The following is a 19,115-nucleotide window of genomic DNA, read 5'->3' on the forward strand; positions in this document are numbered from 1 at the left end:
CAAGAGCACGCCACTAAGGATCAGAGCATTCCGTACCGGATGCTCAGCTTTCCTTCCCACAACAGCCAACCCTTTCTTGGCCTGTTTTGCCCACCATCCGAGTCCGCTTTGCAGTTGGTCGCCACCGAAGCCGACGGTGCCACCTCCAAAGGCGGCGCCCCACACGCGCTATGGTGCTCGGAGGCTGCATGTTGCGGATCCGGTGCGGGACGAAGTGTGTCGCGGGCTGACGAGCGAAGGCTTCTACTGCACGACGCGGGAGGACCAGATTGGAGGAGCTAGTCGAATTTCAGATCCAGCATCGGTAAGCACATTTTTCCCGAGCAGTTTCTAACTGCCATTAGCAAAATCGGTGAGCTTTTGAAGAAGTTCTTCGTATTCAGCGTTGAGAACATCATCGACTGATCCGTTCTTGTAAACGTATCGGTCGCTGAGGCTGCCGCTGCCCTGCCCAAAGCTCCCAAAGACCCACTCTCGCGCCTCGTCCACAGCCTTAGTTGACGAATCAGCGCGAAGTTTTACCGCGAGATCTTCGTAATTCTGAGCTAGTTTGGCGAGCTCCATAATTCTCAGCAGACTCGCAAACCTGAGCATATCGAGTGTCAGAGTATCTATATCAGTGCCCATGTTTAATCCAATTTCCATTCTTTGAGAATTTCTCCCGCGGTCCTTGCGTCTGGAATATAGACTTGGGGAGTTCCGCCTGGATAAATCGTGCCATCCAACCCGGTCTGCGGTGCGGTCATCCCTTCGTGCACAGCAGTTCCGGCTGGGAACCTAGCCATGAAAGCGCTATCGATGGGGCTCTTGCCGCCGCCAGGCCACTCAGGCAACACCGCTTTGTCATTTCTAACTTGCTCGACACTGATCGGTGCGTCCTCGGACCACCAGCGACCCCACGGATTTCCGGCTTCTCCGCCCCTGTACAAAATTGTATCTTCGCTAAGGTATCTAGATTTGTAGGCTCCGTCTGTAAAGTTCGCGGCTGGATTACCACGCATTCCTTCCAGCGTCGGTGGCAGGTCTCCGAGTTTGGTGGTCGCCGAGGGTGGGACATCGACTTTACCCGCGCGACCACCGATGGGTAGGGCTCCGGTCCCAGTGCTAATTGCGGTAGCCCGTATGAACCCCGTCGGAGTGTGGGGCCCTGGCCCGGTGAGGTAGCCGCCTGCCCCGCTGATCGCCCCGTCAACGCCATTTTCCACGGCCATGCGCACCACGGGGTTGTTGACGAGCTTGCCCGCCATCATTCCCACACCGCCGCCTACCATTCCAAGGCCACCGGAGATCGCGGCCTGGCCCCAGTTGACTTCCCCGGTGGTTGCTTTCTGGATCACGACGTCGGCGCCGAAGCTCATCAGCCCCAAGCCTGCGACCTGGCCGCCGGGGACGAACATCAACACCGCCCCGCCCACAACGGCCAGGCCGCCGACGACGTATTCCCAGTTGTCTTTGACCCAGTTCCCGGCCGCGGCGAACGCTCCCCGGCTGGAGCCATCGTAGGCCTTCAGCTCGTCATCCGTCAGCGGACGCAGCCCGGTGGGGTCTGTGGTGTTCAGAGGGTTGTTGCCGGCGTAGGCGTAGGGGTTTCCGTCCCAGCCCGCGCCGAGGACGGGGGAAAGGGGGTCGGTGGAGAGGAAGCCACGGGTGGCCGGGTCATACGCCCTGGCACCGAGCCATTCCAGGCCCGCGATGTCCAGGCCGCCGTTGCCGGTCAGGGTGATCCCGGCGGGCAGCTCACCGGCAAGCCCCGGCACAGCTCCCCAGCCGGCGGCCCCAGCACCGGGCGTGCCGCCCGGACCCGGGTCCGGGATAGACGGCGCGCCGATGACTGCCCAGGGATCGGTCTGGTCGGTGGGGCGGGCTGCGCGCCAGCCCGGCGCCGTCCAGGCCTCGCCGATCCCGGTGACACCACCAGGCAGCGAAAGGACCTGTTCACCGTCAAAGCCGGCCAGGGCGGGGATGGGGTTGGCGGTGTCCCACCACAGCTCCACACCATCGATGGCAGCGAGTTCGCCGAGTGCGTCCACCCACAGCTCATGCCGGGAGGTTTCCATGCCGTCGGGGGTGCGGTCGGCCGCGCTCTTCAGGTGGCCGGTCTGGCCCCATGCGTACTCGGTCCAGGACCCGTCCGGAAGTATCAGCCGGGTTCGGCGCCCCAGCCCGTCGTGGACGTACTCCGTCCGGGACCCGTCCGCGTCCGTGACGGCAAGGAGTTGCCCCGCGGCGTCGTACTCGTAGGTCCGGGAGCCGGCCGGGGTGGATTCGCGGATCGGGCGCCCGCCGGCGTCGTATACCCACTCCGAGACGGAAGCCGGCGCGGAATCCTCCGGGTCCCCGCTCCTGGTGGTGGCGGCCGAGACCATCTGCCCGGCCCCGTCGTAGCCGTAGCGGGTCACGGCACCGGCGCGGGTCAGGGCCGTGATCCGGCCGTCCCCGTCCCGGCCGATCAGTGTGGCATCGGCCGAGAGAAGATCGTTGCGGTCGGTGCGGCTGTGCTCGGACAGGCTGCCGTAGCGGTAGGCCCATTCCTGGACGAGGTCCCCGGCGGTGGCGGAGGTGATACGCCCCGAGGCGTCGTGGGTGAACACGGCCTCCCCGAGCCGGGGGTTCCTGACGGCGGTCACCCGGCCCGCGGCATTCCGGACGTAGGTGGTGGTGGTGCCGTGCGCGTCGGTGAATCCGGTGCGGTTCCCGTCGGCGTCGTACTCCCACGACATTCCGCGGCCGTCGCGGGTGCGGGAGGTCAGCTGCCCGCGCCGGTCATACGCCAGCTCGTGCTCCACCGCCAGCCCGTCGGCGCCCGTGTAATCGGTAATGATCACGCGGCGGCGGATCAGGTCGCGTTCGACGGCGGCCAGGAGTTTCCCGTCGAACGAGGTGGAGGATTCCCGGCCGGCCGAATCGTAAGTCCAAGTGGTGGTGTGCCCGTCAGGATCGGTCTGGGACAGTTGCCGCCCCGCAGGATCGTAGGTGGCCGTGGTCACCCGCCCGAGCGGATCGGTCACGGAATCGACCTGGTCCGTAGCCGTGTAGGTCCGGGTAGTCACCCCGCCCAGGGGATCGGTGATGCGGACCAGGCGCCCGCGGATGTCGTACTCGAACCGGGTCCGGCCGCCCACGCCGTTGACGGTCTCAGTCAGTTCCCCGGGGGTGTTGTATTTGAACCGGCGGGTGCCATACCAAGTGTCTTGGGAGAAGGTCAGCCGCCCGGTCTTGTCGTAGCCGTACCGGGAAACGCCCTGGCCGGGGGCGCGGCGGGACAGGAGCCGCCCGCACGGGTCGTACTCGAAGGTCTCGACCTCGCCCGTGGGCAGCGTCCGGGCGGTGACACGCTGATCGGCGTCGTAGGCCAGTTCCGTGACCGCGCCGAGCGGGTCCGTGGTTTTCCAGGGCCGCCCGCACCCGTCGTACTCGTACCGGGTGACGGCACCGGTGGGGGAGGTGATCGACGTGATCTTCCCGGCCACGTCCCGGGCCAGGACCGTCAGGCCGCCTTCGCCGTCGACGAGCTCCACCGGGTTGCCCGCCGCGTCATAGGAGACGAGCTCCGCGGAGCCGTCCGCACCCTGGACCTGCGTGGGGCGCCCGTACTCATCGAAGCTGAAAGTTGAGGACGCGAACGCGTCCGTCAGGGTGGCCGTGCCGGCCTTGCGATCTGCGGTCGCGTCTGTGCGGACCCCGGTCGGGTCGACGACGGCGGTCAGGGCGCCGACCTTGTCGTACTCCCGCCCCCAGCCGTGACCGGCGGGGTCCGTGATCCCGACCAGCCGGGAAAGTGTGTCATGGACAAAGCCCCACCGGGCGCCGTCCGGCAGCACCGCGCCGGTGACGTTGCCGAGCTCATCGAAGACCCGCTCAATGGCCCGGCCCAACGGATCGATCGTCCGGACCAGTTCACCGTTGACGGCGTATTCGAGTTCGGTCCGCCCGCCGTCCGGGGCGACGAACGCCGTCGTCCGCCCTGCCGAATCGTGCTCGAAGGCCCAGACGGCGCCGTCCGGGTCCTCACGCCGCACCAGCAGGCCCGCACCGTCATAGCTGAATCGGGTTTCAGCCCCGGACGGGCTGAGCGCCGCAACCGGGCGGCCTGCATGGTCACGGACGATCCTCGCGACGTCCCCCACTGCATTTCGGGTCGAAACCAGGTCCCCGAACCCGTCGTACTCAAAGCCGACCGTCACTCCGGCCGGGTCCACTACTTGGGCCAGTTGCCCGTTCCGCCACTGAAGCTCGGTGCGCCCGCCCAGCGGGTCCACGATCACCGAGGGGTCCCGCGAAACCTCATCGGCATACTCATACGAGACGACCGACCCGGACTCCGTCACCAGCGTGGTGATGCGGTCCTGCTCATCCCAGCCGTAGGTGAGGTCCGCGCCTTCCGGGGTCACGGTCCGGATTTTCCGGCCCCGCCCGTCGTAGGCGTGCACCGTGACGGTTCCGTCGCGCTCCGTGAACGACACCAGATTTCCGTGGCCGTCGTAGGCCATGGACTGCCGCTGGTCATGGGAATCGAGCACGCCGACCAGGCGGCCCTTCGCGTCGGCGATCCACGAATTGGACCGGGTGCCGTCCTCATCCGAAACGACCGTGACGCGGCCGGGCAGATACGCGAACCTGGTCCGGCGCCCATGCTGGGAGGTCTGCAGGACAACCCTGCCGTGTTCGTCGTAGGTGTTCTCTGCCTCGAGAACGCCCGCAGCCGAGACCACAGCTTCGATCAGGCCCTGCTCATTCCACCGGTAGGTGCGCGCCCCGAGTTCGGTTGCCACGCGCGTCAGCCTGCCACCGGCGTCGTACTCGTACTCCACCCGGCGCCCGTCCGAGGCCCGCACCACGGCAACAAGCCCGTCCACGTACTCGACGTCGAGGAAACGGCCCCGCGCATGCGCCAGCCGGGTCACCAGTCCGCTAATACCGCCGTCGGCTGGTCTTTCCCGAAGAACGGACACCGTCCGGCCAGGCCCGGACCCGGCACCGAGCCACACGCCGGTCGGGCTGTAAGCCCACCATGCGCCCTGGTTGTCCCGGACCACGAGGAGCTCGACCGTACCCTCAGGCAGGGAGCCCAACTCCGTGAGGACAGCCGTGGTGGCGGGTTCGCGGGTCAGCCAGTAATTCTCTCCCACACCCCTGCCCCAGCCGGTGCCCTCCCGGGGGAAGTCCACGGCGCGGCCGTCGGCCATCACCCACCGGCACCCCTCATCCGAGACCGTGAGGTACTGATCCAGAACCGAGGCCCAGCCCGGACCGAACACCCCGGGCATCTCCAAACCGGACGCCAGCGAGTTGTACATCCGGGACAAGAACAGATTCGAGGAAACCCCCGCGAACCCCAGATCCAACTCCGGCTCGATGAAGTTTCCTGTCGAAGTGTTCACGGGATCATTCGCGTACCCGCTGGTGGGCATCGCGCCCGCCGCCGTCGGCGGATCGATGACCAACCCGGACCGGTTGGCGCTCACGCCGGCCGCTGCCAACGCCTCATTCACGGCTGCATCCGAGAGAGTCGAGATGTTTCCCTCGCCGCCGGCGGCCGCAAACGCGTCCGCGACCGTTACCGCCCACTTCGCGTCGTTCTCGTTCGCCTGCAAGTACCGCCGGTATGCGGTGATCACTCCGGACGCGTCTATTGAACCCCAGTAGCAATCAGACGCGAAGGAGGACATATGCCCGTGCAACGAGGCCGGCTCGGCCGCCAACCCGTCGTCCAGGCCCCGCGACCCTGCCGCGAAAGACCGCAGAAGAGCCGGACGCGCCGAGGACGTCCCGCCCCCGTACCCGCCGCCGGGCGCCGGGGTATTCCGCGATCCCGTCCTGGCATCGGCCGGGGCAAACACCGGAGCCTTCCCCGGTTCCCCGCCCGGCCGTTCTTCCTTGCCGAAGAAGAAATCACCGGCCTGCTCGAGCAGATTCCGGTCATTATGCCGCCGGACCCACTCGTTGTTCTTCTCACGCCGGGCGTCCTCCTCATGCCCGGCGTCGATCATTTGCCCGACGTATCCGGCCACCGTCCGCAACGCCGACACCAACGCGTTTGCGTCATTCTTCGCCGTGGCAGCGTTGGCCTCGAAAACCTCAGAGAAGTGCCCCTTGAAGTCCTCCTTCGCTGAGGCGACGTACGATGCCCGCGAACCCGACTGCTCCTCAAGCCTTGACGCCGCCGATTCGAACGCCGACCTCACCGACCCGGCCACGGCGTAACTGAACCGCCCACCATCAGATGCATCCGAAGCCGGCAACAGCGGCATCTCAACGAACTCGGTCACAACCAAAGCCCCCCACAGAACAAGAACCGGAACATAAAAAAACCACCAAACCGTGCATCGGCCGGGTAACCGCACCACTCACCAAAGTGGCGCGATTACCCGGCCCTCACACCAGCAAGTACAGACTCAGGCGCCGCCGCCAGCGGAGAAGATGTCCTGCGAGATCTTCTGCAACTGCCCCCGCAACTGTTCCAGCTCAGTCTTGGCCTTATCCAAGGCAGCCTTCGTCTCCGGCCACGTAGAACCACGGAACTGCGCAGCCAAGGGGCCATCCCAAATATTCGGATCTGACAAAATCCTTCCCTGCGCGTCCAGCGCCGAGATCTGATCCGTGAAACCACCGTTAATGATCGACTGCACCTGCCCAATCGCAGCCTTCGCTTGCTCAGTAGACAACACACGCGACATAGAAAATTCCTCCCAAGAGACAACCGCTTCTCCGCCGGACGCAGCACCGCCGGCGACCGGACGGTGCCGACGCTACCAACACACGTCAATAAATCCAACAAAAAGAAAAACTAGGACGGCCGGACATGACCGCCCATGTCATACGCATGACACATGCAAACCGCGATTAGTCCATTCGTGAGCTAAACCCCGTATCATGCTGAAGGCACCATGAACGGAAGAGGGGACGATCATGCCCAGACGGACTACCACGCACCAGCACACCCGGGGGCGCCGGATGGCGCCGGGCCGGGCGCTGTGCGCCTTCCTGGCCGCCCTGGGGCTGATCGCGACGACGTCGTGCGGCCCGGCCCGCGAACCGGAGTCGGTGTCCAATCCGGTCAAGCTCCTGCAGAGCGTCCGCGTGGGCATGTCCCCGGCCGCCGGGGTCGAGACGATCGAAGGCACCACCATCTCCGTGTCAGCGGCCGGCGACTCCTCCGCAGCGGACACGAAGTACGACGCATCCCAGGCAGTGGGCGAACTGCCGGTGCGAGTGAGCCTGCAGTACCGGGCCGGAGAGAAGTCCGGCTCCGACCTCACCGAGCTTCAAGGCCACACCGGGCCGGTCGAGATCGACCTGACACTGGAGAACCTCACGGTCAAGCCGCGGGTCATCGAGTACGATGCCGCGGGCCAAACCCGCTCCGATACCGCCCTCGTGGGCGCCCCGCTGACTATCGCCGCCTCAACGAAGCTCACCGGTGTACGGGCCGACGACGTCACCGCCGGCTCTGCGGACGGGGGAACGGGCACCAACGGCGTCCTGAGCAGCACCGAGGACGGTGCCACCGTGGTGCAGTGGGCCACCGTGCTGGCCCCGCCGCGTTCCGGGGCGAGCACCACGCTGCGCCTCGTTGCTGATGTCAAGGACTTTCAGGTCCCCGCTTTCGACGTGGCGGTGCAGCCGGGCCTCAACACCGACCTCAGCGCGGACGGCGTGCTCGCCGGCGCGTTCTCCTCCGGTGCGGGCTCTGAGATGGGGCTGCAACGCCGCACCATCTCACTGGTCTCGGACGTCAACACCGTGCTGACCAAGGCCGGATCCACCATCACCGAGGTCCGGCAGAACCTGCAGGAGACCTCTCAGACCCTGGGTGCGAAGACGGCGGGCGAGCTGCGCGATAACTCCACGGCCTTGGCCGCAACCATGGTGGACCTGAAGGAGCAGCTGAAGACTCTCGGCGCCGACCTGGAGGCCGCGACGAAGTCAACGCAGTCCACCACTGCGTCCCAGCTGAAGCTGACCGTCGCCGCCGTGGACGCGATGCTGGGCGATACCTCGGCCGTGCCCGCGACGGCTCCCATCAACGGTGACGGCTGCACCGCGGAGGTGCCCAAATCGGGGAAGGCGGCCACGGTCTACTCCAGCATCCAGACCATGGCTTCGCAGCTCGACGCCTACGCGAAGGTAAGCGCGGGCTGCCGGGATATCGTCGCGGGCGCCATCAAGGCCACCATGGGCCCCGAGGACCCCACCGCGGAGGAATGCGCGGAGCAGGGTTCGATGACATGCTCCCTCTACGGCTCTGCCGTGACCGTCACGGGTGCGTTGCTGGGCCTGGTGACGAAGGGCGACGAGCTCGTGGCGGACCTGCAGCCGCAGATGGTCGAGGGCGCGATCAAGGATCAGGAGGCCGCCGCCGTCACGCTGGAAAAGGTTCGCGCCGATTTCGCTGCGGTCCTCGACGGCGCCGAGACCACCGAAGACTACAAGACTGCCCTCGCAAACGTGGAAGAAGCGATCAAGTCCGCCCGGGGCTCCGTCGACGCGACCCGGGACGCGGCCGCTGCGGTCCGCGGCAGCATCGACGGCCTGCGGCAGAAGCTGGGCGACATCAAGAAGACTGCGCAGAACGCCCGGGGCGAGTTGGGTGACCGCTCGCTGCTGAACGGCTCGATGACGCAGCAAACGCAGCGGCTCGCCGACGAGTTGTGCAAGATGGCCGACGGCGCCTTGCCCCGCGAGGGCCGACTGTCCGCCGAGCAGGCGGAGCGGCTGCGTTCCTACTTGACGTCCGCGCCGTGCGAGCCCACGGATGAAAGCGGAAACCCGGCGCAGGAACTGCGCCCGCCGCTGGGGTTCAAGGACCCGCTGGACGATCGGATCCAGGCCCAGACGGCCGCCTGGGACGCGCTCCTGGCGGCCACCGACACCACCGCCCCGGACGAGGAGATCGGCCAGGCGTTCACCACTTTGGGGACGGCGATCGACGACATCGACGCCAAGCTGGACGCCATCAACAAGGCCACGAAGGCGCTCGATGGCGCCGCCACGGGCGACGTCAACAGCAACAAGCGCGAACTAGTTGCCATGGACGCCGCGCTCGGTAAGGCGATCGACTCCTCCGGCCGGGTAGGCTCGACGCTCGCGAAGCTCAAGGAGCAGCAGGACGGGCTCGGCGACAAGATCAAGGAGTCCCTCCGCGAGGTCTCGGCCGAGACCGCCGCCGAGGTCTACAAGACCGTGGACGAGCAAGTGCGCCGGGTCGCCGAGATCGGCGATGCAGGCTCCGACGCCGTGATCACGGCCTTCAACCACTCCATCTCCGGTTTGAAGTCCACCTCGGACGAGGTGGTGAACGACGCCGAGGGCACGGTGAATAAGCAGCGGGACGAACTGCGCGGGCAGAGCGACGCGCTGGCCGCATCCCTGGACAAGAGCACGCAGTCCTCGCTCGCGAACATCGCCTCCAGCACGTCCGGCTCAACCCGTGACGTCGAGGGCGCCAGCGCCCTCCTGTCCTCAAGCCTCACCAAGGTGATGCTCGACCTGGGCGACCGCTCGGTGAACGGATCCGGCCTGCTCGGCTCCATGGCCACAAGCGCCGCCAAGGCCGACACTGCCGACTATCAGCTGGCACTGGCATCGCAGAACGCTGAGGGCTATGCCAATATCCGCTCCAGGGACGTGGCGGGGCTGCTGCTGCGCCAGGCGCAGTTCAAGGCTTCACTCACCGCTGTCGACGAACTGCCACCGTTCCACCTCGAGGTGCCGGCCGGCGCCACGTCGCAGACCCTGTACACACTGAAGATCGGCGGCACCGCATGAGCTCCCGCACCGGGCTCACGACCCTGATCGTCGCGGGCATCACTGTCGTACTCGCGGCTGCGATCGCCCTGACGACTGTGGCGCTGAGCCGTCCCAAGGAGGCTTCACGGCCCGATCCGGTAGCCGCGACGGTTCCCGTCGCGCTGAAAGCCGAGGGCCTGCCGAACGACTTCTCCATCGGCGTCGTTCTCACGCTCGGCCAGTCCGGCGAGCCCGGCTCCGAGTACAACCGCGCAGCACAGGGCGCGATCGTCGCCGCACAGCGCTTTGCCAAGGGCGGCGCCGCCGTCGCCCTCGTAGCCCAGAACGACCGCGGCACGGAAGATGGCGCCCGCGCCGCCGTCCACGCGCTCGCCGAACAGGGAGCATCGGGTGTCGTCGTGGCGACCACGGGTGCGCCGGCCCGGGCCGCGGCTAAGGCCGCCGAGGAGCTCGGCCTCCCGGCGATCCTGCCCTACGCCGAACCATCCGACCCCGCGCAGGCCACCTGGACCACGAGGCCGTCGGGCGCATCCGTCGCGGCCGCCCTTCGAACCGCGCTGAACGGCAAAAACAGGGTGCTGCTCGTCGGGGACGGCGGCGAGGTCCCTGCGTCGGTCGGGATCTCACAGACGCTGACCCTCGATGGCTTCGACGCGGTGATGGACCTGGCCCAGGAGGCCGCCATCCGAACAGGGGACCAGCTGCGCCCGCCTGCCGAGGACGCCCCAGCAGGCGCCGGGTCCACGAGGGTCGCCGAGCCCGCGGATGCCGTGGTTGTCTCGGCCGCCACCCCGCAGCGGCTGGCCCGGCTGGTCCAGGCCTTGCAGGCCCGCGACGTGTCCGTCCCCGTGGTCATTCCGGACGGCGCCACTGCCCCGGCCTTCGCCTCCACGCTGTCCGAGCTCGATGGCGCCGCCTCCGGGCAGCTGGTCAGTGTTGCCCCGGCCGGCGGCGATGCCACGGCGCTCCAGCAGGACGCCCAGGGGCGCGGGATGTCCGCATTCCTGTCCGCCGTGCGCCTGGCGTCCGGTGACCCGAAGGTCAAGAACCTGACGGGCGATGCCGCGTTTTCCGCCGACGCATGGGCGGCGGACTCACGCAGCCACGACGCCGTCGTCGCCCTCGTACGGGCGGCCGCGTCGGCTGGAAGCGGCGAGCCGTCCAAGGTCGGCGCGGCGTTGCGCACCATGTCCTTCGGTCCTGGTGACGGCCTCGCCGGGCCGGCGCTGGATTTCTCGCGCTCCGCGGCGCTGACCGCGGAGGCAATCCCGGTCTACGCTTCCCCTCAGGATCTGGGCCTGCGCCCGCCGGACGAGGCCGCTCCGCGGCTCGTATGGGTGCCGGCGCCGGCAAACCCCTGACCACCCGCCCCCGGCTCGCCCCTGGGCGGGCGGGAACCATCCACCACTGAAGGAGCGCCCCGGTGCGTGTGCTGATCGACCTGGACGAGCGCCGCTTTGAGTGCGACGTGGCTCACGCCGCGCCTGCCACGACGCTGACAGACCTCGTGGAGGCCGCCGGTGGCCCGCGCCTTGCACCCGATGAGGCGGTGTTCGTGAACGAGGCCGAGGTGCGTGGTTCCACCCCCGTCTCAGAGCTGATCTTCCTGGAGGGCAGCCGCATCTCGCGGGCGCCGTGGCAGATTCCGCAGCGCGTGCGCGGCTGGAGCGTGACGCTCGCCGGCGGCCAGCGCACCGGTGGCGTGATTGACGTTCCGCACGGGCGAGAGATGCTCATCGGCCGGTCCCCTCACGCCGATCTGAGCCTTCCGACCGAAAGCGCGTCATGGGACCACTGCCGGCTGCGCCGGGAGGAGGACGGGCTGCGGGTGCTCGATGGCGGGTCCACGAACGGCACCCTCGTCAATGGCGAGCCGGTGGGGGAGGACGGGGTCCTGGTCACCGAAACCGCCACGATCACGGCGGGCGGCGCGGTGCTCCTCCTGCGCCGGTCCCTGGACGAGACGCCAGCCCCGGCGCCCGGCAGCCTGCACAACCTCACACCGGCGGCGACAGCGCCCTTCAACCGGCCTCCCCGCCCCGGGCAGGCTCCGGCGGGCGAGCCCCTGGTCCCGCCGAGCCGCAAGGAAGTGCCGCCAGCCAGCAAATTCAGCTACATCACGGTGCTCGCGCCCCTCGTGATGGCGGCGGCGATGGTCTTGATCCTGCGGGACTTGCGCTTCGCGATGTTCGCCATGCTCAGCCCGGTCATGGCCGTGGGCATGTGGTTCGAACAAAAGCGCCGCCACGCCCGGGGCCTCAAAGAAGAGGACGAGCGCTTCGCCGGGGCGCTCCAGGGATTCGAGCGGCAGATCCGCGCAGCCGCGGCGACGGAGACCGCACGACGGCATCGGATGATCCCCGATCCCGCGACCGTAGTCCGGCGCCCCGCACTCCCCGCCACGTCCTTGTGGCAGCGCCGCGCAGACGCGGACGACTTCCTGGCCCTGCACGCCGGCACAGGTGACGTCCCCTGGAAGCCCGAGGTGGACCGCACCGCCGGATCGCGGCTGGATGAGAAGGTGAAGGACTCCCTCGCGGCCGCGCGCCTTCAGGCCGCGCCCGTGCTCGTGGACCTGACCGACGCAGGTGTGGTGGGTATCGTCGGGCCGCGGGAGGGGACTCTGGCGCTCGCGCGATCCCTCCTGGCCCAGGCCGCGGTGCACGTCGGCCCAGCCGACCTGACCATCGGCGTCTTCTGCGACGCCGGGCGCGCTGACGAGTGGGAGTGGGCTTCATGGCTGCCGCACACACGCCAGGCCGGCAGCAGCACGGGCGAACGGTGGATGTCTGCGGACCGCGAGTCGAGCCTGGCCATGCTGCGCACGCTCAAGGACGCGGTGCAGGAGTTGCCCACACCAGCGATGCTGGTGGTCCTGGACTCCGAGGTGCTCACGGAGGGCAGGGACGCGCCGGCACGCGCGCTGCTCGGCGCGGGCCGCTCCGTACCCGGGGCCCATGGGAGCCCGCAGCAGAGCCCGTCACGGGTGGCCGGCATCGTCATCGCGACCTCGGAGGAGCAGCTGCCGGCCTCCTGCACCACGATCATCAGGGTCGGGGCGGACGCAGCGGCCACTGTGGACCAGCCGGAGAACCTGACCCGCGTGGAGGACGTCATCCTGGCAGGACTGGACCAGGAGGAGGCCCTGCGCTGCGCAATGCGCGTGGCGCACTTCGACGATCCGGAGCTGAGCGTGCCCGGGGCCTCGCTGCCCCCGCTCGTGCGGCTGCCCGGGCTCCTCGGTTACGATCGCCCGGACTCGGCCACGATCCGTCGCCTCTGGCAGGCTCCCACCGGAGTCTCCACGCCGATCGGCACAGGGGAGAACGGCACCCTGACCCTGGACCTGGTCAAGGACGGCCCACACGGACTGGTGGGCGGCACCACCGGCTCCGGCAAGTCCGAGTTCCTCCGCTCGCTCGTGGCCGGCCTCGCGGCACGCAACGATCCGACCCGCCTGAACTTTATCCTCGTCGATTTCAAAGGCGGGGCCGCCTTCAAGGCATGCGAACGCCTTCCGCACACCATCGGCACGATCTCCAATCTGGACGAGCAGCTCGCCGACCGGGCCCTGCGCGCCCTGGAAGCGGAGATGGAACGCCGCCAGAGGGTCTTCGCAGAGGCCGGCGAGGGCATCGACAACCTGAACGCCTACCTGGCCACGAACCCGGCCGAGCCCATGCCCCGGCTGCTGCTCGTGATCGACGAGTTCGCCATGCTGGCCAAGGACTTCCCGGACGTGCTCAAAGCGCTCGTCAGCGTGGGTGCAGTGGGCCGCACCCTGGGTGTGCACATGATCCTGGCGACGCAGCGCCCGGCGGGCGTCGTCAGCGACGACATCCTCGCGAACACCAACCTTCGGGTGGCCCTGCGGGTGCAGAGCCGCGACGACTCCAATAACGTCATCGGTGTGCCCGCCGCCTCGGCGATCGGCCGGGCCCAGATGGGCCGCGCATTCGTGAAACTGGGCCAGGACGACATCACCCCCGTGCAGACGGCCCTCGTGACCGGACGGGCGCAGCTCGGCGCCGGCCCCGCCGTGGAAGTGCGTGAGATCCGCCAGTTCGGCGTCCCCGTTCCCGCGGCGGCGCCGCCACGGTCTGCGGCCGTGGACGAGAACGACCTCGAACTCCTCATCGACGCGGTTGTCGAAGCCAACGCCGAGGCAGGGTTCGCCCAGCCGCGGCAGGTCTGGCCGGAGGCCTTGGGTGAGCGTGTGGAGCTGGAGGGATTCCTCCCGGACGGCGGCCGTCCCGCCGCTCCGTCCGACACTCCCACCGATCCCGCACCCCCGCTGCCGATGGTGGGCGCCGTCCGAGACTCCACGGTCCAGGTGGCCATCGTCGACGAGCCGGAGCTGCAGCGCCAGTCCGCGGCGGGATGGGACATGTCCGTGGGGAACCTGATGCTCATGGGCGTGGCCGGCTCCGGCACGAGCACCACGCTGGCCTCGATCGCGCTGACACTGGCGACGGACGCCGATCCGGCCGAACTGGACCTGATGATCCTCGACATGGGTTCCCGCGAACTCGAAGCAATGGAACGCCTGCCGCACACCGTGGCGTATGTGGGAGCCGGTGCCGGCGCCAAGGAGCAGCAGGCCCGGTTCCTGCGGCACCTGCACACCGAGCTCGAGAGCCGCCGCGCCGAGCCTGGCAGGCACCGCCGCGCCGTGGTGCTGCTGGACGGCCTGGCCTCGCTGCGGGACGAGTTCCAGGACTTCGAAGGGCAGCAACTGCTGGCTTTGCTGTACCGGGCGTACGCGGACGGCCCGGCGCTGGGACTGTCCTTCGCGGTCTCCACCACACGCGCCAAGGCGGTGCCCTCGGCCATGAACGAGGTGACGCTGCAGAAGTGGCTCTTCCGGCTGGCGGACGCCTACGACTACTCCTCGCTCGGCGTCCGGGGCAAGGAAATCCCCGCCGCGCTTCCTGGGCGCTGCGTGGATCCCCGCACCTCACTCCAGATGCATGTGGCCACGCCCGGTATCGGGGTCGAGGCTGCGGTGGATCGCGTGCGGCAAAGCTGGGCACACGCTCCCGCGAAGACCCCGGCGATCAGGCGTCTGCCCGCCAACGTCACGATGCTGGAGCTGGGCGTGGAACCCCGGCTGGAGGCCGAACCTTGGCTCATCCCGGTGGGAATACAGGAGGCGGACCTCTCACCGGCGTTCCTGGAGATCTACGAGGGCGAGCACGCGCTCGTCGCCGGGCCTGCCCGTTCGGGCAAGTCCACGCTGCTGCTGGCCCTGGCCGCAGCCCTGCGTGGCGCGGCCACCTCCCGCGGGCCGGCTCAGGTGTGGGGCATCTGCGATCGCCGCTCGCCCCTGGCCCTCTCCGATCTGGATCGCGTGGCCGTCGGCACGGATGAGGTGCCTGCCTTGCTGGCCTCCCTGCGACTCGAGCGCGGCCCGGTGTTCCTGCTCATCGACGACGCAGAGCGCTTCGAGGACGCCGATCAATCCATCGCCGGGGCTGTGACCTCCGGGCAGCCGGGGCTGTGCATCATTGCGGCCGGACGGGCCGCGGATCTCCGCGGGCTGTACAGTCACTGGACCAAGACGCTCCGCAAATCGCGCCTGGGCGTGCTGCTGCAACCGGATGTAGATTACGACGGCGAACTGCTGGGCGCCGCACTCCCGCGCAGGGCGCCGGTGGCGCTGACTGCCGGGCGTGGATATATYGGCGTCGGCGGGCAACTGGCACTGATCCAGTCGATGAGCGCCGAGGTTTGAACCCGGCGGCGGGCGCCTACGACGAACGAGTGGACGGCGGGTGCCTTGAGGAATCAGATCGATAGCGTTGGAGAGTACGGTATGCAATTCGCACAGACGGGTCAGGCTCTGGGAGCGTCCTACCGCTTCGGCGAACGGGTGGGCTCCGGCGCCGTCGGCGAGGTCTGGACCGTCACCTCGGCCGACGGCCGGACTTTTGCCGCCAAGGTCCTGCGCCCGGAACACGCTGACGATCCTTCGCTCGTAGAGCGGTTCGTCCGCGAGCGATCCGTCCTGCTTGGCCTGCAGGACTCCCACATCGTCACGGTGCGCGACATGGTGGTGGAGGGCGCGCGGTTGGCCATCGTCATGGACTATGTCGCGGGAGGCTCGCTGCGCGACGCGGTCAAGGAGGCGGGCCCGCTGCGTCCCCTGGACGCGTTCAACGTCGCCGCCGAAGTGTTCGACGCCCTGGCTTTCGCGCACTCACGAGGCGTGACCCATCGCGACATTAAGCCGGACAACGTGCTCCTCGCCCGCCCCTGGCCCGAATGCGGCGCGGGCGACGTACGGGTCTCCGACTTCGGCATCTCGGACGTCGTGGGCGAAAAGATCCGCCAGACGACCGGTCTCATCGGCACCCCGCACTACATGCCTCCCGAGCTCATCAGCCAGGGCCGGTCCGGGCCGCCGGGCGATGTCTACTCAACGGGCATCCTCCTCTACGAGCTCCTCGCCGGGCGCACTCCTTTCGCCGGGCCGGGGACGGACTTCAGCGTCGCGTACCGCCATGTTTCCTCGCGCCCGCCACGGATCCCCGTGGACGACGCGGTATGGAACGTTCTCGACTCGCTGCTGTCCAAAGACCCCGCCCAACGCCCGACGGCGAGTGAGGCCGCGGCAACGCTCCGGCGTCTCGCACCCCGCCTTGCCGGCAGCAGCCCGATCACGCGTACCGAGGCCCCGGAGGACTTCGACGCCGTCGAACGCTCGGCCACCGTCGTCCGGGGCGCCTTCACGGACGAGGACCTCACGGCCTTCGCGTCAGGCTCGCAAGATGACCACGCCGGGAAGGCTCCCGAGCTTGGGGAGGCCGACAGCGCCACCATCGCCCGGCCAATCCCGCGTCGCGAAGTGCGGCCCCGGGCGGAGGCCCGGCTCGAGGAACAGGTCGCCACCCCGTTCTGGCGCACTCGCAAAGCGTTACTGCTCGCCGGTGCCGCAGCCCTGCTCGTCGTCGCGATGGTCGTTGGGTTCGTTGTCCTCGCCCCTGCAGGTCAGCAAATGCGGCCCACCGCGGAAGGCCAGGTGTCCAAGCAACTTCAGGACGCGGCGCTGCCGACCGGCCTGACAATCTCGCGGGAGGCCTCCTATGAGCCGTCCTCCGGCCAGGTCCGCCTGACTGTGGCGTATGCGGCGCAGAAGGCGCCGTTGTCCGGTGATTTCCTTGAGGTGATCCCGGGCCTGGCCGACGGGGAAGCGTGCCCGGCGGTCACGTGGGACGGGGCTTCGGTGAGCAGGAATCAGGCCTCGATCACCGGCATTGACGTCGAGTGCGGCTGGAAGGTCTCGGGGTTGGAGGTCCCGGCGGGAGGTGCAGCCCAGGTCACCGCCAAGGTGTCAGTGTCACCCGCGGACCAGCAGGCCCTCGACGCGTGGCTGCGGGCTGGGTCCGAGGCGACGACGGCCGCGACGCAGGACCCTGCCGTCAAGGGCACGGCCTATACCGTCCAGCGGCTGAAGGGCGTGGAGGTGCATACTCCGGCGCGCGTCGTGACGCCTAGCCCGCTAAAGATCACCCTTGTGCCAGTCTGGGCCGGCGGCGCCGACGAGCTGAACCCGCTCTACGTCAGTCCCGCGTCGGGCAAGCCCTCGCAGATGCTCGACGCCGTGAGCGGCGGCGAGAAGGGAGTACGGTTCTCCGACGGCTGCGGCGGGGCGCTCGCGGTGGACAGCGCGGGGCTTACCGTGACGGCCCTGCAGATCACGCCCCAGTGCACCGTGCGCGCCAGCGTCGGGAACTTCACCGAGCTGCAGTCTCCGAGCTTCGGGATCACGTCCCGGGAAAACTCCTAAGACCGAGGGCTCCCAGGGCTGAGGGCTGCCAGGACTGAGGGCTCGGGGTTGCCCCCGCGGCCATGACCTTGGCCTGGACGTGCGAGCCGCCCAGCCCACCCGGCCGTCCGGGCCGGTGCCGTTCGACCCCCACGGTCACCCGGCCGTCAGGGCTTCTGTCACGCGGCGGCCACGGGGTCACTCGAGGCGGAAGTAGGTGTTCCGGCGGGGCGTCTGGGCGGGGTCGAGGTGGGGTGGCGGGATGAACCAGGGGGTCCCGGTGCGCATCTGGATGCTCCAGTGTTCCTTGTGGATCACGTGGTGGTGATGGGAGCAGAGCAGGGTGCCGTTGCCGGTTCCGGTGGTTCCGCCGCGGGACCAGTAGGTGATGTGGTGGGCCTCGCACCAGGGAGCCGGAATGGTGCATTGCGGGAAGGCGCAGCCCCGGTCCCGGGCCGTGATGGCCTTGCGGATGTGSGGCGGGAAGACSCGGGAGGCSCGGCCGATGTCCAGGACCTGGCCCTCGCCGCCGARGACGACSGGGATGATGTCSGCGTCGCAGGCSATTTTGCGGATGGTGCCGGCGGTGACGGGGCCGGTGAACAGCAGCGTCCCGGTGCCSTGTCTGGTTCCGGTGCCGTGCTGTGCGGTGTTGGCAGGGGCGCCTGYTTCGGCGGGAGTCGGTCCGAGCCGGGTGAGCAGGTCGCGGTAATCGATGGTGGCCATGATCTGCGGCCGGAGCCCGCCGGCCGCGGGCAGCCCTCCGGTGGCGAGGGCTGCTTTGCACGCGCCGACCAGGCCGTCGAGCAGCTTCTGCGGCCGGGAGCGGAGGTCCAGGGACGGCAGCGCGGCGTCCTCTTCGGCCGTGGTGAGCCCCTCGGTGGTTCCGGGCTGGTCCGCCGGGCCGGTGTCGGCCCGGACGGCCTCGGGAGCGCCAACGCCGGCAGCACTCGTGCCGCCAGCGGATTCAAAGACGTCAGGGCTGCGCCCGACGGCTTCCCACACCGCCGCCGCCCCATTCACGCCCGCCCCGCCCTCACCCGGTCCGGCCTGCGCCGTGTTGCCGGTGGCGGTGCCCTGGCCGGTGTCTGGGCCGGTGCGGGGGTTGGTGGCGGTGTTCATCACGGTGATCAGGTGTTCGAACTGGTCCGTGGTGGCGAAGATTTCCAGGTGCTGCAGGCCGTGCCGGGGTTTGCGGAGGAAGGCGCCCTGGAGCTGGCGGAGCAGTTCCTCGGAGGGTTCGGCGCCGTCCTGGTCCAGCGCCTCGGCCCAGCTGCGGCTGACCCGGGCCAGGAAGTCGCCGTCGTTCTCGGCCGCGGTGCGGGTCAGGGCGTGCTCCATCGCCGCCGCGGCCTCCGGGAGGCAGCTGTGCGGGACCCGGTCCAGGGCGAGCGTGATGACGGTCGCGGCCCGGGACGCGACCTCGCCGGCCGCGACGGCGGCTCCAAGCTCCGGGTGTACGGGCGGCATGGACCGGCCGCCGAGTCCCTGCCGGGGCAGCAGTGTGTCGGCCAGGCCGAGCCGGCGCCTGGCCTCCGCGGCGCCGATCCGCAGCCGCGCCCGCAGGAACTCCACCGTGTTCCGGTACCCGTCATCC

Annotated in this window: 8 protein-coding genes; 4 read left to right on the forward strand and 4 right to left on the reverse strand. The window is 68.9% G+C overall.

Going from position 1 to position 19,115, the window contains the following annotated elements:
* Positions 1 to 330: 330 nt before the first annotated feature.
* The 3 genes from AC1D1W_RS15325 to AC1D1W_RS15335 all read right to left on the reverse strand — a co-directional run bounded on the left by AC1D1W_RS15325 (position 331) and on the right by AC1D1W_RS15335 (position 6,677).
* Positions 331 to 627 (reverse strand): hypothetical protein, encoded by a 297-nt coding sequence (locus AC1D1W_RS15325; protein WP_476944133.1) that lies wholly within the window; start codon positions 625 to 627, stop codon positions 331 to 333.
* Between the two features lie 2 nt (positions 628 to 629).
* A complete protein-coding gene (locus tag AC1D1W_RS15330; RefSeq protein WP_476944134.1) occupies positions 630 to 6,269 on the reverse strand; it encodes a DUF6531 domain-containing protein in 5,640 nt (1,879 codons plus the stop codon).
* Positions 6,270 to 6,395: 126 nt separating this feature from the next.
* Positions 6,396 to 6,677, reverse strand: a complete 282-nt coding sequence (locus AC1D1W_RS15335; RefSeq protein ID WP_476944135.1) for a pyrophosphorylase — start codon at positions 6,675 to 6,677, stop codon at positions 6,396 to 6,398.
* A gap of 232 nt (positions 6,678 to 6,909) precedes the next feature.
* Here AC1D1W_RS15335 and AC1D1W_RS15340 point away from each other — a divergent pair, with 232 nt between their 5' ends.
* From AC1D1W_RS15340 to AC1D1W_RS15355, 4 genes are all read left to right on the forward strand, one after another.
* Positions 6,910 to 9,768: a hypothetical protein gene (locus AC1D1W_RS15340; RefSeq protein ID WP_476944136.1), complete on the forward strand. Its 2,859-nt coding sequence runs from the start codon at positions 6,910 to 6,912 to the stop codon at positions 9,766 to 9,768.
* Complete coding sequence (locus tag AC1D1W_RS15345) at positions 9,765 to 11,111, forward strand: type 1 periplasmic-binding domain-containing protein (protein WP_476944137.1); 1,347 nt, start codon at positions 9,765 to 9,767, stop codon at positions 11,109 to 11,111. Before AC1D1W_RS15340 ends, AC1D1W_RS15345 begins: the two co-directional genes overlap by 4 nt.
* A 62-nt stretch (positions 11,112 to 11,173) precedes the next feature.
* Positions 11,174 to 15,484 carry an FtsK/SpoIIIE domain-containing protein gene (locus AC1D1W_RS15350; RefSeq protein WP_476944138.1) on the forward strand — a complete coding sequence of 1,437 codons (4,311 nt, stop codon included), beginning with the start codon at positions 11,174 to 11,176 and terminating at the stop codon, positions 15,482 to 15,484.
* A gap of 81 nt (positions 15,485 to 15,565) precedes the next feature.
* Positions 15,566 to 17,539, forward strand: a complete 1,974-nt coding sequence (locus tag AC1D1W_RS15355) for a serine/threonine-protein kinase (RefSeq protein WP_476944139.1) — start codon at positions 15,566 to 15,568, stop codon at positions 17,537 to 17,539.
* A gap of 177 nt (positions 17,540 to 17,716) precedes the next feature.
* Here AC1D1W_RS15355 and AC1D1W_RS15360 read toward each other — a convergent pair.
* Positions 17,717 to 19,115: DUF222 domain-containing protein (locus AC1D1W_RS15360; RefSeq protein ID WP_476944140.1), on the reverse strand; the 1,399-nt coding region annotated here is incomplete at its 5' end.

It is taken from the genome of Arthrobacter sp. P1_B4 (genome assembly GCF_056406555.1).